Source organism: Citrobacter pasteurii (assembly GCF_019047765.1).
GTDB classification, from domain to species: domain Bacteria; phylum Pseudomonadota; class Gammaproteobacteria; order Enterobacterales; family Enterobacteriaceae; genus Citrobacter; species Citrobacter pasteurii.
The window spans coordinates 530,758-547,166 of the sequence record NZ_CP077262.1 but is presented as its reverse complement, the minus strand read 5'-3'; the positions used below and the strand labels follow the sequence as shown (position 1 = coordinate 547,166).

Genomic DNA, 16,409 nt, shown 5'->3' with positions numbered 1-16,409 from the left:
ATACGTTTTATCTAAAAATCTATACTTCTCGCCGATGATTACGCTGAAAAATTTCCGTTGAAGAAAGTCACCGAATATTACCATCCGGCAACCTCATCGCCTTGCTATCGGACACGTGAAATAACATGCTGATTTAGCTTAAATAAAATCACAGGTGCTGCAGGGTGATCATTATTTCGAAGCTTATTATTAAACACGTATAAACAGTACTTTGAGAGGGAGTTTTAATGAAACAGTATATTAAGTGGTTTGCGGCCATTGCCGTTGTCGGTGCGCTGGCGGGATGTGCGCGTACTGCGCCGATCGATCAAGTTCACACCAGCGTAAGCGCGGGGCACACTCAGGATCAGGTTAAAACCGCGATTCTGAAAGCGGGCATTCAACGCCAATGGGTCATGTCTGAAGCCGGTCCTGGTGTCATTAAAGCACGCCAACAAACCCGCGATCATGTGGCTGAAGTCCGTATCACCTATACCGCCACCAGCTATGACATTAAATACGACAGCAGCCTTAACCTGCAGGCTTCTGGTGGAAAAATCCATAAAAACTACAACCGCTGGGTACGCAATCTGGATAAAGACATCCAGCTCAATCTGTCAGCCGGCGCCAATCTGTAATTACGCCTAAAGTCGGGCCGAAAAGGCCCGATACTCTTATTCTCCGTCATTTAACAGGTTGTCCCCACATGTACGAACAGGATTCGCTTAGCGCACTGGATGCCATTACTGAAGCACAACGTATCGCCTTTGCCCCTATGCTTTTTCAAACCGCGTTGTGTCTGCGAAATGCGGGAGTACTCACCTGGCTGGACAAGCAAGGTAAACGCGGTGCCACGCTCGACGAAATTACCGAGAACAGCACCATCAACGAATATGCCGCCAGCATCCTGTTAGATATGGGGTTAAGTGGGCGAATCATTACCCACAAAGAAGGATATTATTACCTCGCAAAAGTCGGCCACTTCCTTTTACATGACACGATGACGCGTGTGAATATGGATTTCACCCAGGATGTTTGTTATCAGGGACTGTTCTATCTGGAGAATGCGCTGAAAGAAGGGAAGCCCGCGGGATTAAAAATTTTTGGCGACTGGCCAACAATCTATCCTGCACTGTCGCAATTACCCCTGGCGGCGCGTGAAAGTTGGTTCGCTTTCGATCATTACTATTCAGATGGCGCATTTGATGCCGCATTGCCATATGTATTCGCCAGCGCCCCTGCAACCCTGTACGATGTCGGCGGAAATACCGGGAAATGGGCATTACGTTGTTGTCAACATGATGACAATATTGCAGTCACTCTATTAGATTTGCCGCAACAAATTGCACTTGCCCGCGAAAATATTGAAAATACGGGATTATCCCATCGCATAAATTTCCATGCTGTGGATATGCTTAGCGACTCGCCTTTACCCGCAGAGGCAGATATCTGGTGGATGAGCCAATTTCTGGACTGTTTTTCCCCGGAACAAATTATCGCCATACTGAGCAACATTGCTCGGGTGATGAAACCGGGCGCGAAGCTGTGCATTATGGAACTGTTTTGGGATGCCCAAAAATTTGAAGCGGCCTCATTTAGCCTGAATGCGTCTTCGCTTTATTTTACCTGTATGGCAAATGGCAACAGCCGTTTCTACAGCGTAGAGAAGTTTTACCACTATCTGAATCAGGCAGGTTTTCAGGTAGATGAACGTCACGACAACTTAGGTGTTGGGCATACTTTATTGATATGTCAGAAGAAAAAATAAGAAACAATCGGAACAACCGATTTACCGCGGATACGCGTTGATGAAATTTGCTTTCAACATTATCGACTGGCAGGCCAAGGCGCCAGGATTAAGCGAAACAGAACAGTGGCATGAATGGTCACGGTTTTCGCACGCCATCGATCCCACCGCGCCATTGGCTAAACTCAGCGAGTTACCGATGATGACGGCTCGCCGCCTCAGCTCCGGTAGCAAACTGGCCGTTGATTGCGGGCTGACGATGCTACGCCGTCATGATATCGATGCCGTGTTGTACACCAGCCGCCATGGTGAACTGGAGCGTAACTACAGGATCCTGCACGCCCTGGCGACTGAGCAGGCTCTCTCACCAACCGATTTCGCCCTCTCTGTGCATAATTCTGCTGTGGGAAACCTGACCATCGCCGCGAAAAAGCCGATTGTCTCCTCCTCGCTTTCCGCTGGCAGGGATACGTTCCAGCAGGGGCTATGCGAAGTCATCGGGCTGTTGCAGGCGGGATATCAGCGCGTATTGATGGTCGATTTCGACGGTTTTCTGCCCGAGTTTTATCATCCGCAGTTGCCGCCTGATATGCCGACATGGCCGTTTGCCGTCGCGCTGGTTATTGAATCCGGTGATCGCTGGCAATGCGAAACCCGTCCACACTGCGCGCAAGGTGAGACACCATTGCCACAAAGCCTGTTGTTTTTACAACATTATTTGCAAGATACCGCGGCGTTTACCCTGCCAGGCGAGCGCGTACAGTGGCAGTGGAGTCAGGGATGAACACGATTTTCCTGCGGCTTAATTGGGTATGGCGACTGGTGATGACCGGTTTTTGCTTTGCCCTGTTTGGCCTCGGCGGACTCCTCCTTTCTACTGTCTGGTTTAACGTATTGCTCATCGCAGTATGGGATAAAGCCCGACGTCGGCGTATCGCCAGACGCAGCATTGCTGCCAGTTTTCGCCTCTTTTTAACGGTGGCGAAGCGACTTGGCGTGCTGGATTACCAGATTGCAGGACGAGACATTTTACGCAACGAACAAGGGTGTCTGGTCGTCGCCAATCACCCGACGCTCATCGACTACGTGCTACTGGCCTCGGTCATGCCAGAAACCGACTGTCTGGTGAAAAGCGCATTACTAAAAAATCCGTTTCTTGGCGGTGTGGTCCGGGCAGCAGATTATCTAATTAACAGTCAGGCTGATGCACTGTTACCCGCGTGCCAGCAACGTCTGGAACAAGGCGATACCATTTTAATTTTCCCCGAGGGAACCCGTACACGCCCCGGAGAGGAAATGACGTTACAGCGTGGCGCGGCGAATATCGCCGTACGCTGCAGCAGCGATTTACGCATCGTAACCATAAACTGCAGCGAACAAATGCTGGATAAAGAAAGCAAATGGTACGACGTCCCATCGATAAAGCCCATGTTTACCATTTCAGTACACGAACGGGTTAAGATCGACCAATTTTACGACGCAAATTCACAAGAACCGGCGCTGGCCGCAAGGCAGTTGAACCGGCATCTTTTGCTTCAATTACAACCAGGTACTTTACCTCTTTCAGGAATTAATGATGCAAGCGCTTTATCTTGAAATCAAAAACCTCATTATAACGACATTGAATCTCGACGAACTGACAGCCGACGATATTGATACCGAAGCGGCACTCTTTGGCGATGGATTAGGTCTGGACTCAATCGACGCCCTGGAGCTGGGGCTGGCGGTGAAAAACGAGTATGGCGTGGCCCTCTCAGCAGAGAGCGAAGAAATGCGCCAGCACTTCTTCTCCGTCGCCACGCTGGCATCGTTCATTCACGCGCAACGTGCCTGAGGATAGTCCGTTATGACCGAACAAAAAGCCATTTACGAAGAAGTCTCCTCACTGCTGGTCAAGCTGTTTGAAGTCGACCCGCAGGACATTAAGCCTGAGGCGCGCCTGTACGAAGATCTGGAACTCGACAGCATCGACGCCGTCGACATGATCGTGCATCTGCAAAAGAAAACCGGCAAGAAAATCAAGCCGGAAGAGTTCAAAGCAGTACGCACCGTACAAGATGTCGTCGACGCGGTAGAACGCCTTCTCAAAGAAGCGTAATTCACCGTGTCGGGCACTCGCTCGCTGCCAGTCGTACAACTGCTAACAGGCCTACTGTTGTTGGCCTGGCCGTTTTTGATCTGGTTTGGCCTTGCGCATAACAGTCTGCACTGGTTGCTACCGTTGATGGCGCTACTCCTTTTTTTACGCTTTCGCCAGACCCGGCGACAGGCGGGGCCGTTACGCGTCGTGACACAGGTCGTGGCGGTCGCGGGTATCACGTTGTGCATTGCCAGTTATCTGCTCAAAACGCATCAGTTGCTGCTGTTTTACCCGGTAGTGGTAAACGGCGTCATGCTGTCGGTATTTGGTGGCTCTCTGTGGTCCGCGATGCCCATTGTTGAACGCCTGGCGCGGCTGCGCGACCCAAATCTGCCCGAGGCAGGAGTACGCTACACACGCCGTGTGACACAAATCTGGTGCGCCTTTTTCATCATCAACGGCAGCGTTGCGCTCTTTACCGCACTGAATGGCGATATGACCCTGTGGACGACCTGGAACGGTATGGTTTCCTATCTGCTGATGGGAACATTGATGGCCGGCGAGTGGTTAGTTCGCCAGCTGGTGATAAAACGAGATACCCAATGAAGCAGCCCCTCACACTTGCTCAATGGCTCTGTGACCCACGCCCGAACGACGTCCCTGTTGCGTGGCAGGAAGAGCATACCTGGACGCTGGGTCATCTGCGCCATGATGTGGCCCAGTTGATAACGTACCTGCAGCAGCAGGAAGGTGAACGCTGGGCATTGTGCTTCGAGAACAGCTATTTATTTATCGTCGCGCTGCTGGCCACGCTCCATGCTGGCAAAACGCCGGTGATCCCAGGGCACTGTCGCGTTTCGTTGTTAAACGAGCAGCACAGGCTGTTTGACGGCGTACTGAGCGATAAAGCGCTGGAATGGCAGGGGACACTGCGGGTGGTCAGTTCTGCCATGGCATCCGTAACCCACGACATCACGTTTCCGGCAATACGCAGCGACGCCTTTGTGGAGCTGTTCACTTCCGGTTCGACCGGCCAGCCGAAACGCGTGATCAAACCGATCGCTCGTCTGGATAGCGAAGCGGCATTGCTCGCGACGCGCTTTGCCGATCGCCTCGCAGGTTGCCGGGTGGTCGCGTCAGTGGTTCCGCAACATCTGTATGGTCTGACGTTTCGTATCTTCTTGCCGATGGCCTTAGGTCTGCCGCTGCACGCGGCAATGCTTTGGTATGCCGAACAACTGGCGGCGCTGAGCCATGAGCATCGGTATGCGTTTATCAGCAGTCCGGCGTTTCTGAAACGCCTCGACCACCACCTGGCACCGCCGCCGGTCGAACTGATTCTGTCTGCGGGCGGTATGCTGCCCTGGCAGGACGTCGCGCAGGCTGCTGACTGGCTGAATGTCTGGCCCGATGAGATCTACGGCAGCACTGAAACCGGGATCCTTGCGTGGCGTTATCGCCATCAAGATGATGTGGCATGGCGGCCTTTTCCCGGCGTCAGATTTCAGCCAGAAAATGATGCGTTTCGCGTATTTTCACCGCTAATTGCCGCTGATGATGGCCTGTTGCTCGATGATATTCTGCAATTTACCGAAAACGGTCAGTTTCGCCTGATGGGCCGGCGCGGGCGAGTCGTCAAGATTGAAGAGAAACGCATTTCACTCAGCGAAGTGGAGCAACGCTTGCTGGCACTGGACGGTATCCGTGATGTCGCGGCATTGCCGGTCTCACGCGGGGGGCGCCAGGGCGTTGGCGTCCTGCTGGTACTGGATGACAAAGCCCATCAACGCTGGCTCGCGTGCGGAGGAAAACCGCAAGAACTGACCTGGCGACGTTCGCTGTTGCCCTGGCTGGAGCCGGTCGCCGTTCCCCGCTACTGGCGGGTGATTGATGAGATTCCGGTCAACAGTATGAACAAGCGTGTCTATGCGCAATTACAGGAGTTATTTCATGAAACCCCATGAAATCGAGCGCCATCAGGCACAGCCTCAACAGGCTGAGATTCTTTTACATCTCGACCCTTCGCTGTTTTGGTTCAGCGGGCATTTTGCCGTGCAGCCACTACTGCCAGGCGTTGCACAGCTGGATTGGGCGATGCATTACGCCACCACGTTGCTGGTTCCTGGCTGGCGTTTTCACAGTATTCAGAATGTGAAGTTCCAGTCACCGCTATTGCCTGGAACCACCGTCACCCTGAGTCTGAGCTGGCAGGAAGAACGTCAGATGCTCTCTTTTAGTTATCAGCGCCACGACGGTGAAGCGCGCCATACCGCCAGCAGCGGGAAGATTCGGTTATGCCGCTGACGTTTTCCCCCTGCGTGTTGATCCCCTGCTATAACCACGGCGCGATGATGTCGGGCGTTTTGGATCGTCTTCAGCCATTCAATCTCCCCTGCATTGTGGTGGACGATGGCAGCGACAAGGCCACACAAGATCAACTGGCACGCCTGGCGGCAGAATACAGCAATCTGACGTTAATTCGCCTGCCGGTCAACGCAGGCAAAGGCGCGGCGGTGATTAGTGGTATTCAGGCGGCGGCAGATGCCGGTTTCAGTCATGCCGTGCAGGTCGATGCCGACGGTCAGCATGCCATTGAAGATATTCCCAGGCTGCTTGCATTGGCAAAAGAACATCCGGCAGCGCTCATTTCCGGGCAACCGATTTACGATGATTCTGTCCCTCGCTCGCGCCTGTACGGACGCTGGGTAACCCACATCTGGGTGTGGATAGAAACGCTTTCGTTGCAGCTAAAAGACAGCATGTGCGGCTTCCGGGTGTATCCGGTGGCACCAACACGGCAACTGGCACAGCGCGTGACGCTCGGCAAACGAATGGATTTTGATACCGAAGTAATGGTGCGCCTCTACTGGCAAGGCAACCCCAGCTATTTTATCCCCACGCGAGTCATCTATCCGCAGGACGGGCTATCCCATTTCGACGCGCTCAAAGACAATCTGCGCATTTCATTAATGCACACTCGCCTGTTTTTTGGCATGTTGCCGCGCATCCCCGCCCTGCTTTTTCGTCGTTCATCAACACACTGGGCGCAGCAGCAGGAAGTCAAAGGGCTGTGGGGAATGCGTCTGATGCTGCTGGTCTGGCGTTTACTCGGTCACAAAGCCTTCTCCCTGCTACTGTATCCGGTAGTCGGCGTTTACTGGCTCACCGCATCAACTGCCCGAAAAGCCTCTCAGAGCTGGATTCGCCGCGTACGGGCGCAACTGATCGCACGCCGGATGCCAGTACCGTCAAACCTGACCAGTTATCAGCATTTCCTGCGTTTTGGCAGCGCAATGCTGGATAAGATTGCCAGCTGGCGCGGTGAGCTGCATGTCGGCCGCGATGTTGTTTTTGCACCAGGCGCAGAAGAGACGCTAAATGTCAGCGACCCGCGAGGAAAACTGCTGCTGGCCTCACATTTGGGCGACGTCGAAGCCTGTCGGGCACTGGCCCAGCTACAGGGCAGTAAAACAATCAATGCGCTGGTATTTAGCGATAACGCCCAACGCTTTAAACAAATTATGGAAGAGATGGCCCCGCAGGCTGGGTTAAACCTGCTACCGGTGAACGATATTGGCCCGGATACCGCCATTCTGCTCAAAGAGAAACTGGATCGTGGCGAATGGATAGCCATCGTTGGCGATCGCATCGCAGTCACTACCCAACGTGGCGGCGAATGGCGTGTCTGCTGGAGCCGCTTTATGGGGCAAGTTGCGCCATTCCCACAGGGCCCGTTCATTCTTGCGTCTATTTTACGCTGTCCGGTGGATCTGATTTTCGCCCTGCGCCAGCAGGAGAAACTACGCATCCACTGCGAACCATTTGCTGACCCGCTGCTCTTGCCGCGAGCCACCCGACAACAGGCATTACAGAATACCGTCGATCGCTATGCCGAACGTCTTGAGCACTATGCACTTCAGTCGCCACTCGACTGGTTTAACTTTTTCGATTTCTGGCAGCTGCCGGACACCAAAGACAAGGAGTAAAGGGTGCTTAATGATCCCCGCTTTACGGCTGAAGTCGAGCTGACTATTCCGTTTCACGACGTCGATATGATGGGTGTAGCGTGGCATGGCAACTACTTCCGCTATTTCGAGATTGCCCGCGAGGCACTGCTGAACCAATTCAATTACGGTTATCGGCAGATGAAAGAATCTGGCTATCTGTGGCCCGTGGTCGACACGCGGGTAAAGTATCGCAACGCCCTGACTTTCGAGCAGCGTATCCGTGTGCGTGCCCGTATTAAAGAGTTCGAAAATCGCCTGCGTATCGACTACGACATTTTCGATGCTGAAACAGGAAAACGCGCCACAACGGGCTATACCATCCAGGTCGCCGTGGATGAAAAAAGCCGTGAGCTGTGCTTTGTCAGCCCGGACATTTTGTTTGAACGAATGGGAGTGACGCCATGAAATTATGGCCATTGTTGGTGCTGCTCATCAGCCCTTTTGTGAGCGCCCTGACGCTTGATGACCTGCAACAGCGTTTTACCGAACAGCCGGTCGTTCGCGCCCATTTCGATCAAACCCGGACGATAAAAGATCTGCCGCAGCCGCTGCGGTCTCAGGGCAAAATGCTGATCGCCCGTGACCAGGGTCTGTTGTGGGACCAAACCGCGCCGTTCCCGATGCAATTGTTGCTTGATGATAAGCGGATGGTTCAGGTGATTAACGGTCAGCCACCGCAGACCATCACCGCCGAAAACAACCCGCAAATGTTCCAGTTCAATCATCTGCTACGTGCATTATTCCAGGCGGATCGTAAGGTGCTGGAGCAAAACTTCCACGTGGCCTTTACCGACGTAGGGGAGGGGCGCTGGACGTTACGCCTGACGCCAATCACCACGCCGCTGGATAAGATTTTCGCGACGATTGATTTAGCCGGCAAGACCTACCTGGAGAGCATTCAGCTCAATGACAAACAGGGCGATCGCACCGATATCGCGCTTTCCCAACACCAACTGACGCCAACGCAACTGACCGATGATGAACGCCAACGCTTTGCCGCCCAGTAAACGTCCCGCGCTGTTATGGGGGATCGCCTGCCTGATTATGCTGGGCGTCTTGTTGACGCTACTCCCGCAGGCCAGGCTCAATAGCAGCGTGCTGGCCATGCTGCCAAAACAGGCAATGGGCGACATTCCACCGAGCCTGAACGAGGGCTTTATGCAACGCCTCGACCGGCAGCTGGTCTGGCTGGTGAGCCCCGGTAAGCAACCGAACCCGTCGGCGGCCCACGACTGGCTGACGCTACTGCAAAAATCGCACGCGCTGGCCCAGGTGAAAGGCCCGATGGACGCCGACAGCCAGCAGGCATGGGGCGCTTTCTTCTGGAAACACCGTAACGGCCTGATAGATAACGATACCCGCACTCGTCTGCAAAACGGCGGCGAAGCCCAGGCCCAGTGGATCCTGTCCCAGCTATACTCCGCGTTCTCCGGCGTCAGCGGCAAAGAGTTGCAAAACGATCCCCTCATGCTGATGCGCGGATCGCAGCTGGCGATGGCCAAAAATGGCCAGCGTTTGCGCCTGATGGACGGTTGGCTGGTCACTCAGGACGAGCAAGGCAACTACTGGTATCTGTTACATGGCGAGCTGACCGGCTCATCGTTTGATATGCAGCAAACGCACCAACTGGTCACCACACTCAATACGCTGGAAGGCGAGTTCAAAGCCCATTATCCGCAGGCGCAGCTGCTGTCTCGCGGTACGCTGTTCTACAGCGATTACGCCAGCCAGCAGGCGAAACAGGATATCTCGACCCTCGGCATAGCGACCGTAATCGGGGTGATCCTGCTCATCGTGGCCGTGTTTCGTTCACTGCGTCCGCTGCTGCTGTGCCTGATTTCAATTGGTATTGGCGCGCTAGCGGGAACCGTCGTCACGTTGCTGATTTTTGGCGAACTCCATCTGATGACGCTGGTGATGAGCATGAGCATCATCGGTATTTCCGCCGACTATACGCTCTACTATTTAACCGAACGGATGGTGCACGGTGCAGAAACATCACCATGGCAAAGCCTTGCCAAAGTACGCAATGCCCTGCTCCTGGCACTACTCACTACCGTGGCGGCTTATCTGATTATGATGCTGGCCCCCTTCCCCGGTATTCGCCAGATGGCGGTATTCGCGGCGGTGGGTCTGAGTGCCTCGTGCCTGACGGTCATTTTCTGGCATCCATGGTTGTGTCACAGGTTACCGGTGCGCCCGGTTCCGGCAATGGTACTCATGCTACGCTGGCTTGCCGCCTGGCGGCGGAATAAGAAATTATCCGTTGGCCTACCGGTGGCGCTGGCGGTGTTCTCGTTGGCAGGCATGGCGACGCTACGCGTAGACGATGATATCTCACAGTTACAGGCGCTGCCGCAGGGCATTCTCGCTCAGGAAAAAGCGATTACCGCCCTGACCGGGCAAAGCGTCGACCAGAAGTGGTTTGTCGTGTACGGCAAATCCGCTCAACAAACGCTGGAGCGACTGGAAGCCTTTACTTCCGCGCTGGAACAGGCAAAAAAAGACGGCTTACTCAGCGGTTATCGCACCATTGCGCTAAATTCCCTCGCCCGGCAGCAGCAGGATCTCACCCTGTTAAAAGATGCCGCGCCCGCCGTCACAAAGGCCTTAAACAGCGCCGGACTGGCAACGGTGAAACCCGATCTTAGCGCCATGCCGGTCACCGTCGATGTCTGGCTTTCCAGCCCGGCCAGTGAAGGCTGGCGCTTACTGTGGCTGTCGCTGGCGGATGGTGAAAGCAGCGTGCTGGTTCCCGTTGCAGGAGTGAAACAAAGTGATGCTTTAAACACGCTCAGCACGAAATATTCCGGCGTTGCGTGGGTGGATCGTAAGAGCAGCTTTGACAATCTGTTTGCCCTTTATCGCTATATTCTGACGGGCTTGCTATGCGTTGCGCTGGCGGTAATTGCCTGTGGCGCCGTCATTCGACTTGGCTGGCGTAAGGGCTTTATTAGCCTGGTCCCCTCGGTGCTGTCTTTAGGTTGTGGTCTGGCGGTACTGGCTCTGAGTGGTCATGCGCTCAACCTGTTCTCGCTGCTGGCACTGGTGCTGGTGCTGGGGATTGGCATTAACTATACGCTGTTTTTCAGTAATCCACGCGGTACGCCACTGACGTCGCTACTGGCTATCACACTGGCGATGATGACCACGCTCCTGACGCTCGGCATGCTGGTCTTTAGCGCCACTCAGGCAATCAGCAGTTTTGGCATTGTATTGGTGAGCGGTATTTTCACTGCATTTTTGCTGTCACCCCTGGCGATGCCAACGAAAAGAGAGAAGAAGAAAAGATGATGTTATCGACATTTTTTGCCGGGTGGCGGATTCGCCTTATCAGGCCGTTAATGATGGCGCTCGCCGCACTGGTTCTTGCCGGTTGCAGCCACACACAGCCGGAACAGCAAGGCCGCCCGCAAGCCTGGCTCGCACCGGGCAGCCGTGTGACGCTACCTGCTCCGGGGATTTCTCCCGCGGTGAATTCACAACAGCTGCTGACCGGAAGTTTTAACGGCAAAACTCAGTCGCTGTTGGTCATGCTTAATGCTGATGATAAGAAAATCACACTGGCCGGGCTGTCATCAGTTGGCATTCGCCTGTTCCTCGTGACTTACGATGAAAAAGGATTGCACACCGAACAATCGATCATCGTTCCGCAACTGCCGCCCGCCAGTCAGGTGCTGGCTGACGTGATGCTCAGTCATTGGCCAATTAGCGCCTGGCAACCGCAATTACCTCAAGGCTGGACGCTCGTCGATACGGGCGATACACGTGAACTGCGCAATAGCAGTGGCAAACTGGTCACGGAAATCACGTATCTGAATCGCAAAGGAAAACGCGAACCGATCAGCATTGAACAGCACGTATTTAAATACCACATCACCATTCAATACCTGGGTGACTGAGATGATCTACATTTCTGCCGTTGGCATGATTAACGCGTTAGGCAATAACACCGATGAAATCGCCGCCAACCTCACACGTGGCATCGCGCCGGGAATGCGTCCGCGCGCGAACTGGCTGCAAGGACACCCACCCGCCGTATTAGCAGGCGTTGACGGTGATCTACCCGCGATCCCTCAGCAATTTAGCGCACATCGTTCGCGCAATAACCAGCTACTGCTGGCAGCACTGGCACAAATCCAGCCACAGGTGGATGACGCTATCGCCCGGTTTGGTCGCGATCGTATTGCTGTCGTTCTCGGCACCAGCACCTCCGGTCTGGATGAAGGTGACGTTCACGTTGATCTGATGCTCAACGACAAAGAGAGCACCGACTGGCGCTACCCGCAGCAGGAACTGGGCGATCCGTCGCGTTTTCTTAGCCACTGGCTGGCGCTGGATGGCCCGGCCTTTACGCTCTCAACCGCCTGCTCGTCCAGTGCACGGGCTATCATGAGCGGGCGTCGCTTAATCGAATCTGGTCTGGTGGATATTGCCATTGTCGGCGGTGCCGATACGCTAAGTCGGATGCCCATCAACGGTTTCCACAGTCTGGAATCGCTCTCCCCAACGCGATGTCAGCCGTTTGGCCGCGACCGCAATGGGATCACCATCGGCGAAGGCGCCGCATTGATGGTATTAACCCGCGAGCCACAGCCCATTGCGCTGCTGGGCGTCGGCGAATCCAGCGATGCATACCATATTTCGGCTCCCCATCCGCAGGGAGAAGGTGCCATTCGCGCCATAGGCCAGGCGCTTAACGACGCAGGAATGACACCGGAACACGTGGGCTATATCAATCTGCACGGAACGGCCACTCCGCTAAACGATCAGATTGAGTCCAACGTCGTAAGCACGCTATTTGGCGACACGGTTCCATGCAGTTCAACCAAACACCTGACCGGGCACACGCTGGGCGCGGCGGGGATCACCGAAGCAGCAATCAGTATGCTGATTCTGCAACGCAACCTGCCCCTGCCACCGCAGGATTTTAGCCAGTCGCCGCGCGATGAAACATTGCCACCCTGCGGCATCATTGAACAGCCGCAGCCGCTGACTCGCCCGGTAATCTTATCTAACTCGTTCGCCTTCGGCGGTAATAATGCCAGCATCCTGCTCGGGAGAATCTCATGAGCCACTATTTATCACCGGGCGACTATTTACCGCATGACGCGCCGATGCTACTCCTTGAAGAGGTCGTCAGTGTGGCGGACGAAACCGCCACCTGCCACGTAACAGTATCGGCAAACAGCGTACTGGCTCCTTTCCTCGACCCCGATGGCAATCTGCCCGGCTGGTTCGCACTGGAATTAATGGCGCAGACCATTGGCGTCTGGTCTGGTTGGCACCGCCAGCAACAAGGTCAGGCGAGTATTGCATTAGGTATGGTGCTGGGCGCACGCGAGTTAGTCTGTGCTGCGGGTGTTCTGCCTGCCGGGAAGAGGCTGAGCATTCATGTCAAATTGCTGATGCAGGATGCACGATTCGGTAGCTTTGAATGCGTCATTCAGGCAGACAACACGACGCTGGCAACCGGTCGCGTCAACACCTTCCAGCCGACAACAGAAGAAATTAACACGCTATTTCAACAAGGAGCGTCCACATGAGTCGTTCAGTTTTAGTTACGGGTGCCAGCAAAGGTATCGGTCGCGCCATCGCCAGACAACTGGCGGCAGATGGCTTTGTGGTCGGCGTGCACTATCATCGCGATACGCAAGGTGCACAAGACACGCTGGAGGCTATCCTCGCCGCTGGCGGCGCAGGGCGTCTGTTGACATTTGACGTTGCCAATCGCGAGCAATGCCGTGAAGTACTGGAGCACGATATTGAGGTTAACGGCGCATGGTACGGCATTGTCAGCAACGCCGGAGTGACGCGTGATGCCGCCTTCCCTGCGCTCAGCGATAACGACTGGGATGCGGTGATCCACACTAACCTCGACAGCTTTTACAACGTCATTCATCCGTGCATTATGCCGATGATTAGCGCACGCCAGGGGGGGCGTATCATCACACTGTCTTCAGTATCCGGCGTGATGGGCAACCGCGGTCAGGTTAATTACAGTGCAGCAAAAGCCGGTATTATTGGCGCCACCAAAGCGCTGGCCATCGAACTGGCAAAACGCAAAATTACCGTAAACTGCATTGCACCAGGGCTGATTGATACCGGGATGATCGAGATGGAAGAAGCCGCATTGAAAGAGGCGATGTCGATGATCCCCATGAAACGGATAGGTCAGGCTGAAGAAGTGGCCGGGCTTGCCAGTTATTTAATGTCGGATGTGGCGGGCTATGTCACTCGCCAGGTGATTTCCATCAATGGAGGGATGTTATGACACGTCGTGTCGTGATTACAGGCATGGGCGGCGTCACCGCCTTTGGGGAAAACTGGCAGGATGTCTCCGCCAGGCTATTGGCGTATGAAAATGCGGTACGCAAAATGCCGGAGTGGCAGGTTTATGACGGACTGCACACGCTGTTGGGTGCGCCGATCGACAACTTCACTCTGCCGGAACACTATACCCGCAAGCGCATTCGCGCCATGGGTCGCGTGTCGCTGATGTCCACTCGCGCATCGGAACTGGCGTTAGAACAGGCCGGACTGATTGGCGATCGGGTACTGACCAACGGTGAAACCGGAATAGCATACGGTTCCTCCACAGGCAGCACCGGGCCGGTAAGTGAGTTCGCGACCATGCTGACCGAGAAGCACACCAATAACATCACCGGCACGACCTACGTGCAAATGATGCCGCACACCACGGCTGTTAACACCGGATTGTTTTTCGGCCTGCGTGGGCGAGTCATCCCGACATCCAGCGCCTGCACCTCCGGTAGCCAGGCAATTGGTTACGCATGGGAAGCCATCCGACACGGTTATCAAACGGTGATGGTTGCCGGCGGTGCAGAAGAACTGTGCCCTTCCGAAGCCGCCGTATTTGATACGCTGTTCGCCACCAGCCAGCGCAACGACGAACCGAAAACCACCCCCTCCCCATTCGATGAAAAACGCGATGGTCTGGTCATCGGGGAAGGTGCTGGTACGCTGGTGCTGGAAGAGTTGGAACACGCTAAAGCGCGCGGAGCAACGATTTACGGTGAAATCGTCGGCTTTGCCACTAACTGCGATGCTGCCCATATCACCCAGCCACAGCGTGAGACAATGCAGATTTGCATGGAAAAATCGCTGAGCATGGCCGGTATTAGCAGCCGGGATATCGGCTATATTTCAGCGCACGGTACCGCAACCGATCGTGGCGATATTGCAGAAAGTCAGGCGACTGCCGCAATTTATGGTGATAATGTGCCGCTATCCTCGCTTAAAAGCTATTTTGGGCATACCCTTGGCGCTTGTGGCGCACTTGAGGCCTGGATGAGTCTGCAAATGATGCGTGAAGGCTGGTTTGCGCCTACGCTGAATTTGAGTCAGCCAGATGCCAATTGTGGCGCGCTGGATTACATTATGGGTGAAGCCCGCAAGATTGATTGCGAGTTTTTGCAGAGCAATAACTTTGCGTTTGGCGGCATCAATACTTCTATCATCATCAAACGTTGGCCGTGATATGTACCGGATCGTTCTAGGGAAAGTTTCTGATTTAAGCACCGGCGTGCTGCCTGATGCGCTCTATGAGCAGGCACCGCAGGGCGCACGCCGCGCACGCTGGCTGGCGGGCCGCGTGCTGCTTTCCCATGTCCTTTCGCCATTGCCTGATATCGTCTACGGCGAGCAAGGAAAACCGGCCTTTTCGGCCGACACGCCGCTGTGGTTCAATCTTAGCCACAGCGGTGATGACATTGCTCTGCTGCTTAGCGACGAAGGGGAAGTGGGCTGCGATATTGAAGTCGTGCGCCCGCGCGAAAACTGGAAGACGCTGGCGAATACGGTGTTCAGTCTTAGGGAGCATGCCGAAATCGAAGCAGAACATCCGGACCACCAACTGGCGGCTTTCTGGCGCATCTGGACGCGCAAAGAAGCCATCGTTAAGCAGCGTGGCGGCAGCGCCTGGCAAATTGTCAGCATCGATAGCACTACGCTGACATCCTCGCTCTCCGTTAGCCAGTGCCAGCTCGAAACCCTGAGTCTGGCCGTGTGCACGCCAACGCCATTTACCCTGACAGCCGACGCCGTGCAGAGGCTGTAACTCCCGCATTCCCTGTGCGCCGACGCGCGACATGAAAGGTTAACTGCAGATGCAACGAGTCACCATTACTCTCGATGACGATTTACTGGAAACGCTGGATAGCCTGAGCCAGCGCCGTGGTTACAACAATCGTTCTGAAGCGATTCGCGATATTTTGCGTGGTGCGCTGGCGCAGGAAACGACCCAGGAACATGGCACTCAGGGCTTCGCGGTACTCTCATATGTTTATGAACATGAGAAGCGTGATTTGGCCAGTCGCATTGTTTCGACGCAGCACCATCACCATGATTTGTCGGTCGCTACGCTACACGTTCACATCAACCACGACGACTGCCTGGAAATCGCCGTTCTGAAAGGCGATATGGGCGATGTTCAGCATTTTGCCGATGATGTGATTTCCCAGCGCGGGGTGCGCCACGGTCATTTGCAGTGCCTGCCAAAAGAAGAGTAATTACCTTATTCGTTGCCGGGGGCGCTTCGCTTGCCCGGCCTACACCCGTTCTCGTTTGTAGGCCG

20 protein-coding genes are annotated in these 16,409 nt (G+C 54.8%); all 20 read left to right on the top strand.

From position 1 onward, the window contains the following. The first annotated feature begins 239 nt into the window (after positions 1 to 239). The 20 genes from I6L54_RS02655 (at position 240) to nikR (ending at position 16,344) form a co-directional block, all read left to right on the top strand. Positions 240 to 617 carry a hypothetical protein gene (locus tag I6L54_RS02655; RefSeq protein WP_122973906.1) on the top strand — a complete coding sequence of 126 codons (378 nt, stop codon included), beginning with the start codon at positions 240 to 242 and terminating at the stop codon, positions 615 to 617. 68 nt (positions 618 to 685) lie between these two features. Beyond that, the gene (locus tag I6L54_RS02650) at positions 686 to 1,747 is read left to right on the top strand and encodes a class I SAM-dependent methyltransferase (RefSeq protein ID WP_040231691.1); all 1,062 of its coding nucleotides are present in this window, start codon (positions 686 to 688) and stop codon (positions 1,745 to 1,747) included. 40 nt (positions 1,748 to 1,787) lie between these two features. After that, positions 1,788 to 2,510, top strand: a complete 723-nt coding sequence (locus I6L54_RS02645; RefSeq protein ID WP_040231689.1) for a beta-ketoacyl synthase chain length factor — start codon at positions 1,788 to 1,790, stop codon at positions 2,508 to 2,510. Further along, entirely contained in the window at positions 2,507 to 3,322 is an 816-nt protein-coding gene (locus tag I6L54_RS02640) for a lysophospholipid acyltransferase family protein (protein ID WP_005121568.1), read from the top strand. The genes I6L54_RS02645 and I6L54_RS02640 overlap by 4 nt, the downstream gene beginning before the upstream one ends. Then, complete coding sequence (locus I6L54_RS02635) at positions 3,303 to 3,560, top strand: phosphopantetheine-binding protein (RefSeq protein WP_040231687.1); 258 nt, start codon at positions 3,303 to 3,305, stop codon at positions 3,558 to 3,560. Before I6L54_RS02640 ends, I6L54_RS02635 begins: the two co-directional genes overlap by 20 nt. Positions 3,561 to 3,572: 12 nt before the next feature. Beyond that, the gene (locus I6L54_RS02630; RefSeq protein ID WP_005121566.1) at positions 3,573 to 3,824 is read left to right on the top strand and encodes an acyl carrier protein; all 252 of its coding nucleotides are present in this window, start codon (positions 3,573 to 3,575) and stop codon (positions 3,822 to 3,824) included. Between the two features lie 6 nt (positions 3,825 to 3,830). Further along, entirely contained in the window at positions 3,831 to 4,412 is a 582-nt protein-coding gene (locus tag I6L54_RS02625; protein ID WP_040231686.1) for a COG4648 family protein, read from the top strand. Further along, positions 4,409 to 5,770 carry an AMP-binding protein gene (locus I6L54_RS02620; protein WP_005121564.1) on the top strand — a complete coding sequence of 454 codons (1,362 nt, stop codon included), beginning with the start codon at positions 4,409 to 4,411 and terminating at the stop codon, positions 5,768 to 5,770. The genes I6L54_RS02625 and I6L54_RS02620 overlap by 4 nt, the downstream gene beginning before the upstream one ends. Continuing rightward, a complete protein-coding gene (locus I6L54_RS02615; protein ID WP_005121563.1) occupies positions 5,757 to 6,110 on the top strand; it encodes an ApeI family dehydratase in 354 nt (117 codons plus the stop codon). Before I6L54_RS02620 ends, I6L54_RS02615 begins: the two co-directional genes overlap by 14 nt. Continuing rightward, positions 6,101 to 7,792: a glycosyltransferase family 2 protein gene (locus tag I6L54_RS02610; protein ID WP_040231685.1), complete on the top strand. Its 1,692-nt coding sequence runs from the start codon at positions 6,101 to 6,103 to the stop codon at positions 7,790 to 7,792. Before I6L54_RS02615 ends, I6L54_RS02610 begins: the two co-directional genes overlap by 10 nt. Before the next feature lie 3 nt (positions 7,793 to 7,795). Next, positions 7,796 to 8,218 carry an acyl-CoA thioesterase gene (locus tag I6L54_RS02605; protein WP_040231682.1) on the top strand — a complete coding sequence of 141 codons (423 nt, stop codon included), beginning with the start codon at positions 7,796 to 7,798 and terminating at the stop codon, positions 8,216 to 8,218. Then, positions 8,215 to 8,820, top strand: a complete 606-nt coding sequence (locus tag I6L54_RS02600; RefSeq protein WP_040231680.1) for a LolA family protein — start codon at positions 8,215 to 8,217, stop codon at positions 8,818 to 8,820. The genes I6L54_RS02605 and I6L54_RS02600 overlap by 4 nt, the downstream gene beginning before the upstream one ends. After that, positions 8,789 to 11,107, top strand: a complete 2,319-nt coding sequence (locus I6L54_RS02595) for an MMPL family transporter (protein ID WP_040231678.1) — start codon at positions 8,789 to 8,791, stop codon at positions 11,105 to 11,107. Before I6L54_RS02600 ends, I6L54_RS02595 begins: the two co-directional genes overlap by 32 nt. Then, complete coding sequence (locus tag I6L54_RS02590) at positions 11,104 to 11,715, top strand: DUF3261 domain-containing protein (RefSeq protein ID WP_072041456.1); 612 nt, start codon at positions 11,104 to 11,106, stop codon at positions 11,713 to 11,715. Before I6L54_RS02595 ends, I6L54_RS02590 begins: the two co-directional genes overlap by 4 nt. A 1-nt stretch (position 11,716) precedes the next feature. Continuing rightward, entirely contained in the window at positions 11,717 to 12,886 is a 1,170-nt protein-coding gene (locus I6L54_RS02585; protein ID WP_005121557.1) for a beta-ketoacyl-[acyl-carrier-protein] synthase family protein, read from the top strand. Next, positions 12,883 to 13,359, top strand: a complete 477-nt coding sequence (locus tag I6L54_RS02580) for a hotdog family protein (RefSeq protein WP_040231676.1) — start codon at positions 12,883 to 12,885, stop codon at positions 13,357 to 13,359. The genes I6L54_RS02585 and I6L54_RS02580 overlap by 4 nt, the downstream gene beginning before the upstream one ends. After that, the gene (locus tag I6L54_RS02575) at positions 13,356 to 14,087 is read left to right on the top strand and encodes a 3-ketoacyl-ACP reductase FabG2 (RefSeq protein WP_040231673.1); all 732 of its coding nucleotides are present in this window, start codon (positions 13,356 to 13,358) and stop codon (positions 14,085 to 14,087) included. The genes I6L54_RS02580 and I6L54_RS02575 overlap by 4 nt, the downstream gene beginning before the upstream one ends. Beyond that, positions 14,084 to 15,313, top strand: coding sequence for a beta-ketoacyl-ACP synthase (locus I6L54_RS02570; protein ID WP_005121552.1), 1,230 nt, complete (start codon positions 14,084 to 14,086; stop codon positions 15,311 to 15,313). The genes I6L54_RS02575 and I6L54_RS02570 overlap by 4 nt, the downstream gene beginning before the upstream one ends. Position 15,314: 1 nt before the next feature. Further along, positions 15,315 to 15,893 carry a 4'-phosphopantetheinyl transferase AcpT gene (gene acpT / locus I6L54_RS02565; protein ID WP_040231672.1) on the top strand — a complete coding sequence of 193 codons (579 nt, stop codon included), beginning with the start codon at positions 15,315 to 15,317 and terminating at the stop codon, positions 15,891 to 15,893. A 49-nt stretch (positions 15,894 to 15,942) separates the two neighbouring features. Then, a complete protein-coding gene (gene nikR / locus I6L54_RS02560; RefSeq protein WP_005121550.1) occupies positions 15,943 to 16,344 on the top strand; it encodes a nickel-responsive transcriptional regulator NikR in 402 nt (133 codons plus the stop codon). Positions 16,345 to 16,409: the final 65 nt, after the last annotated feature.

Bases quoted from the DNA above. Each gene is read 5' to 3' on its own strand.
- I6L54_RS02650 (WP_040231691.1), top strand. From the start codon at position 686: ATGTACGAACAGGATTCGCTTAGCGCACTGGATGCCATTACTGAAGCA.
- I6L54_RS02645 (WP_040231689.1), top strand. From the start codon at position 1,788: ATGAAATTTGCTTTCAACATTATCGACTGGCAGGCCAAGGCGCCAGGA.
- I6L54_RS02640 (WP_005121568.1), top strand. From the start codon at position 2,507: ATGAACACGATTTTCCTGCGGCTTAATTGGGTATGGCGACTGGTGATG.
- I6L54_RS02635 (WP_040231687.1), top strand. From the start codon at position 3,303: ATGCAAGCGCTTTATCTTGAAATCAAAAACCTCATTATAACGACATTG.
- I6L54_RS02630 (WP_005121566.1), top strand. From the start codon at position 3,573: ATGACCGAACAAAAAGCCATTTACGAAGAAGTCTCCTCACTGCTGGTC.
- I6L54_RS02620 (WP_005121564.1), top strand. From the start codon at position 4,409: ATGAAGCAGCCCCTCACACTTGCTCAATGGCTCTGTGACCCACGCCCG.
- I6L54_RS02615 (WP_005121563.1), top strand. From the start codon at position 5,757: ATGAAACCCCATGAAATCGAGCGCCATCAGGCACAGCCTCAACAGGCT.
- I6L54_RS02610 (WP_040231685.1), top strand. From the start codon at position 6,101: ATGCCGCTGACGTTTTCCCCCTGCGTGTTGATCCCCTGCTATAACCAC.
- I6L54_RS02600 (WP_040231680.1), top strand. From the start codon at position 8,215: ATGAAATTATGGCCATTGTTGGTGCTGCTCATCAGCCCTTTTGTGAGC.
- I6L54_RS02595 (WP_040231678.1), top strand. From the start codon at position 8,789: ATGATGAACGCCAACGCTTTGCCGCCCAGTAAACGTCCCGCGCTGTTA.
- I6L54_RS02590 (WP_072041456.1), top strand. From the start codon at position 11,104: ATGATGTTATCGACATTTTTTGCCGGGTGGCGGATTCGCCTTATCAGG.
- I6L54_RS02585 (WP_005121557.1), top strand. From the start codon at position 11,717: ATGATCTACATTTCTGCCGTTGGCATGATTAACGCGTTAGGCAATAAC.
- I6L54_RS02580 (WP_040231676.1), top strand. From the start codon at position 12,883: ATGAGCCACTATTTATCACCGGGCGACTATTTACCGCATGACGCGCCG.
- I6L54_RS02575 (WP_040231673.1), top strand. From the start codon at position 13,356: ATGAGTCGTTCAGTTTTAGTTACGGGTGCCAGCAAAGGTATCGGTCGC.
- I6L54_RS02570 (WP_005121552.1), top strand. From the start codon at position 14,084: ATGACACGTCGTGTCGTGATTACAGGCATGGGCGGCGTCACCGCCTTT.
- acpT (WP_040231672.1), top strand. From the start codon at position 15,315: ATGTACCGGATCGTTCTAGGGAAAGTTTCTGATTTAAGCACCGGCGTG.
- nikR (WP_005121550.1), top strand. From the start codon at position 15,943: ATGCAACGAGTCACCATTACTCTCGATGACGATTTACTGGAAACGCTG.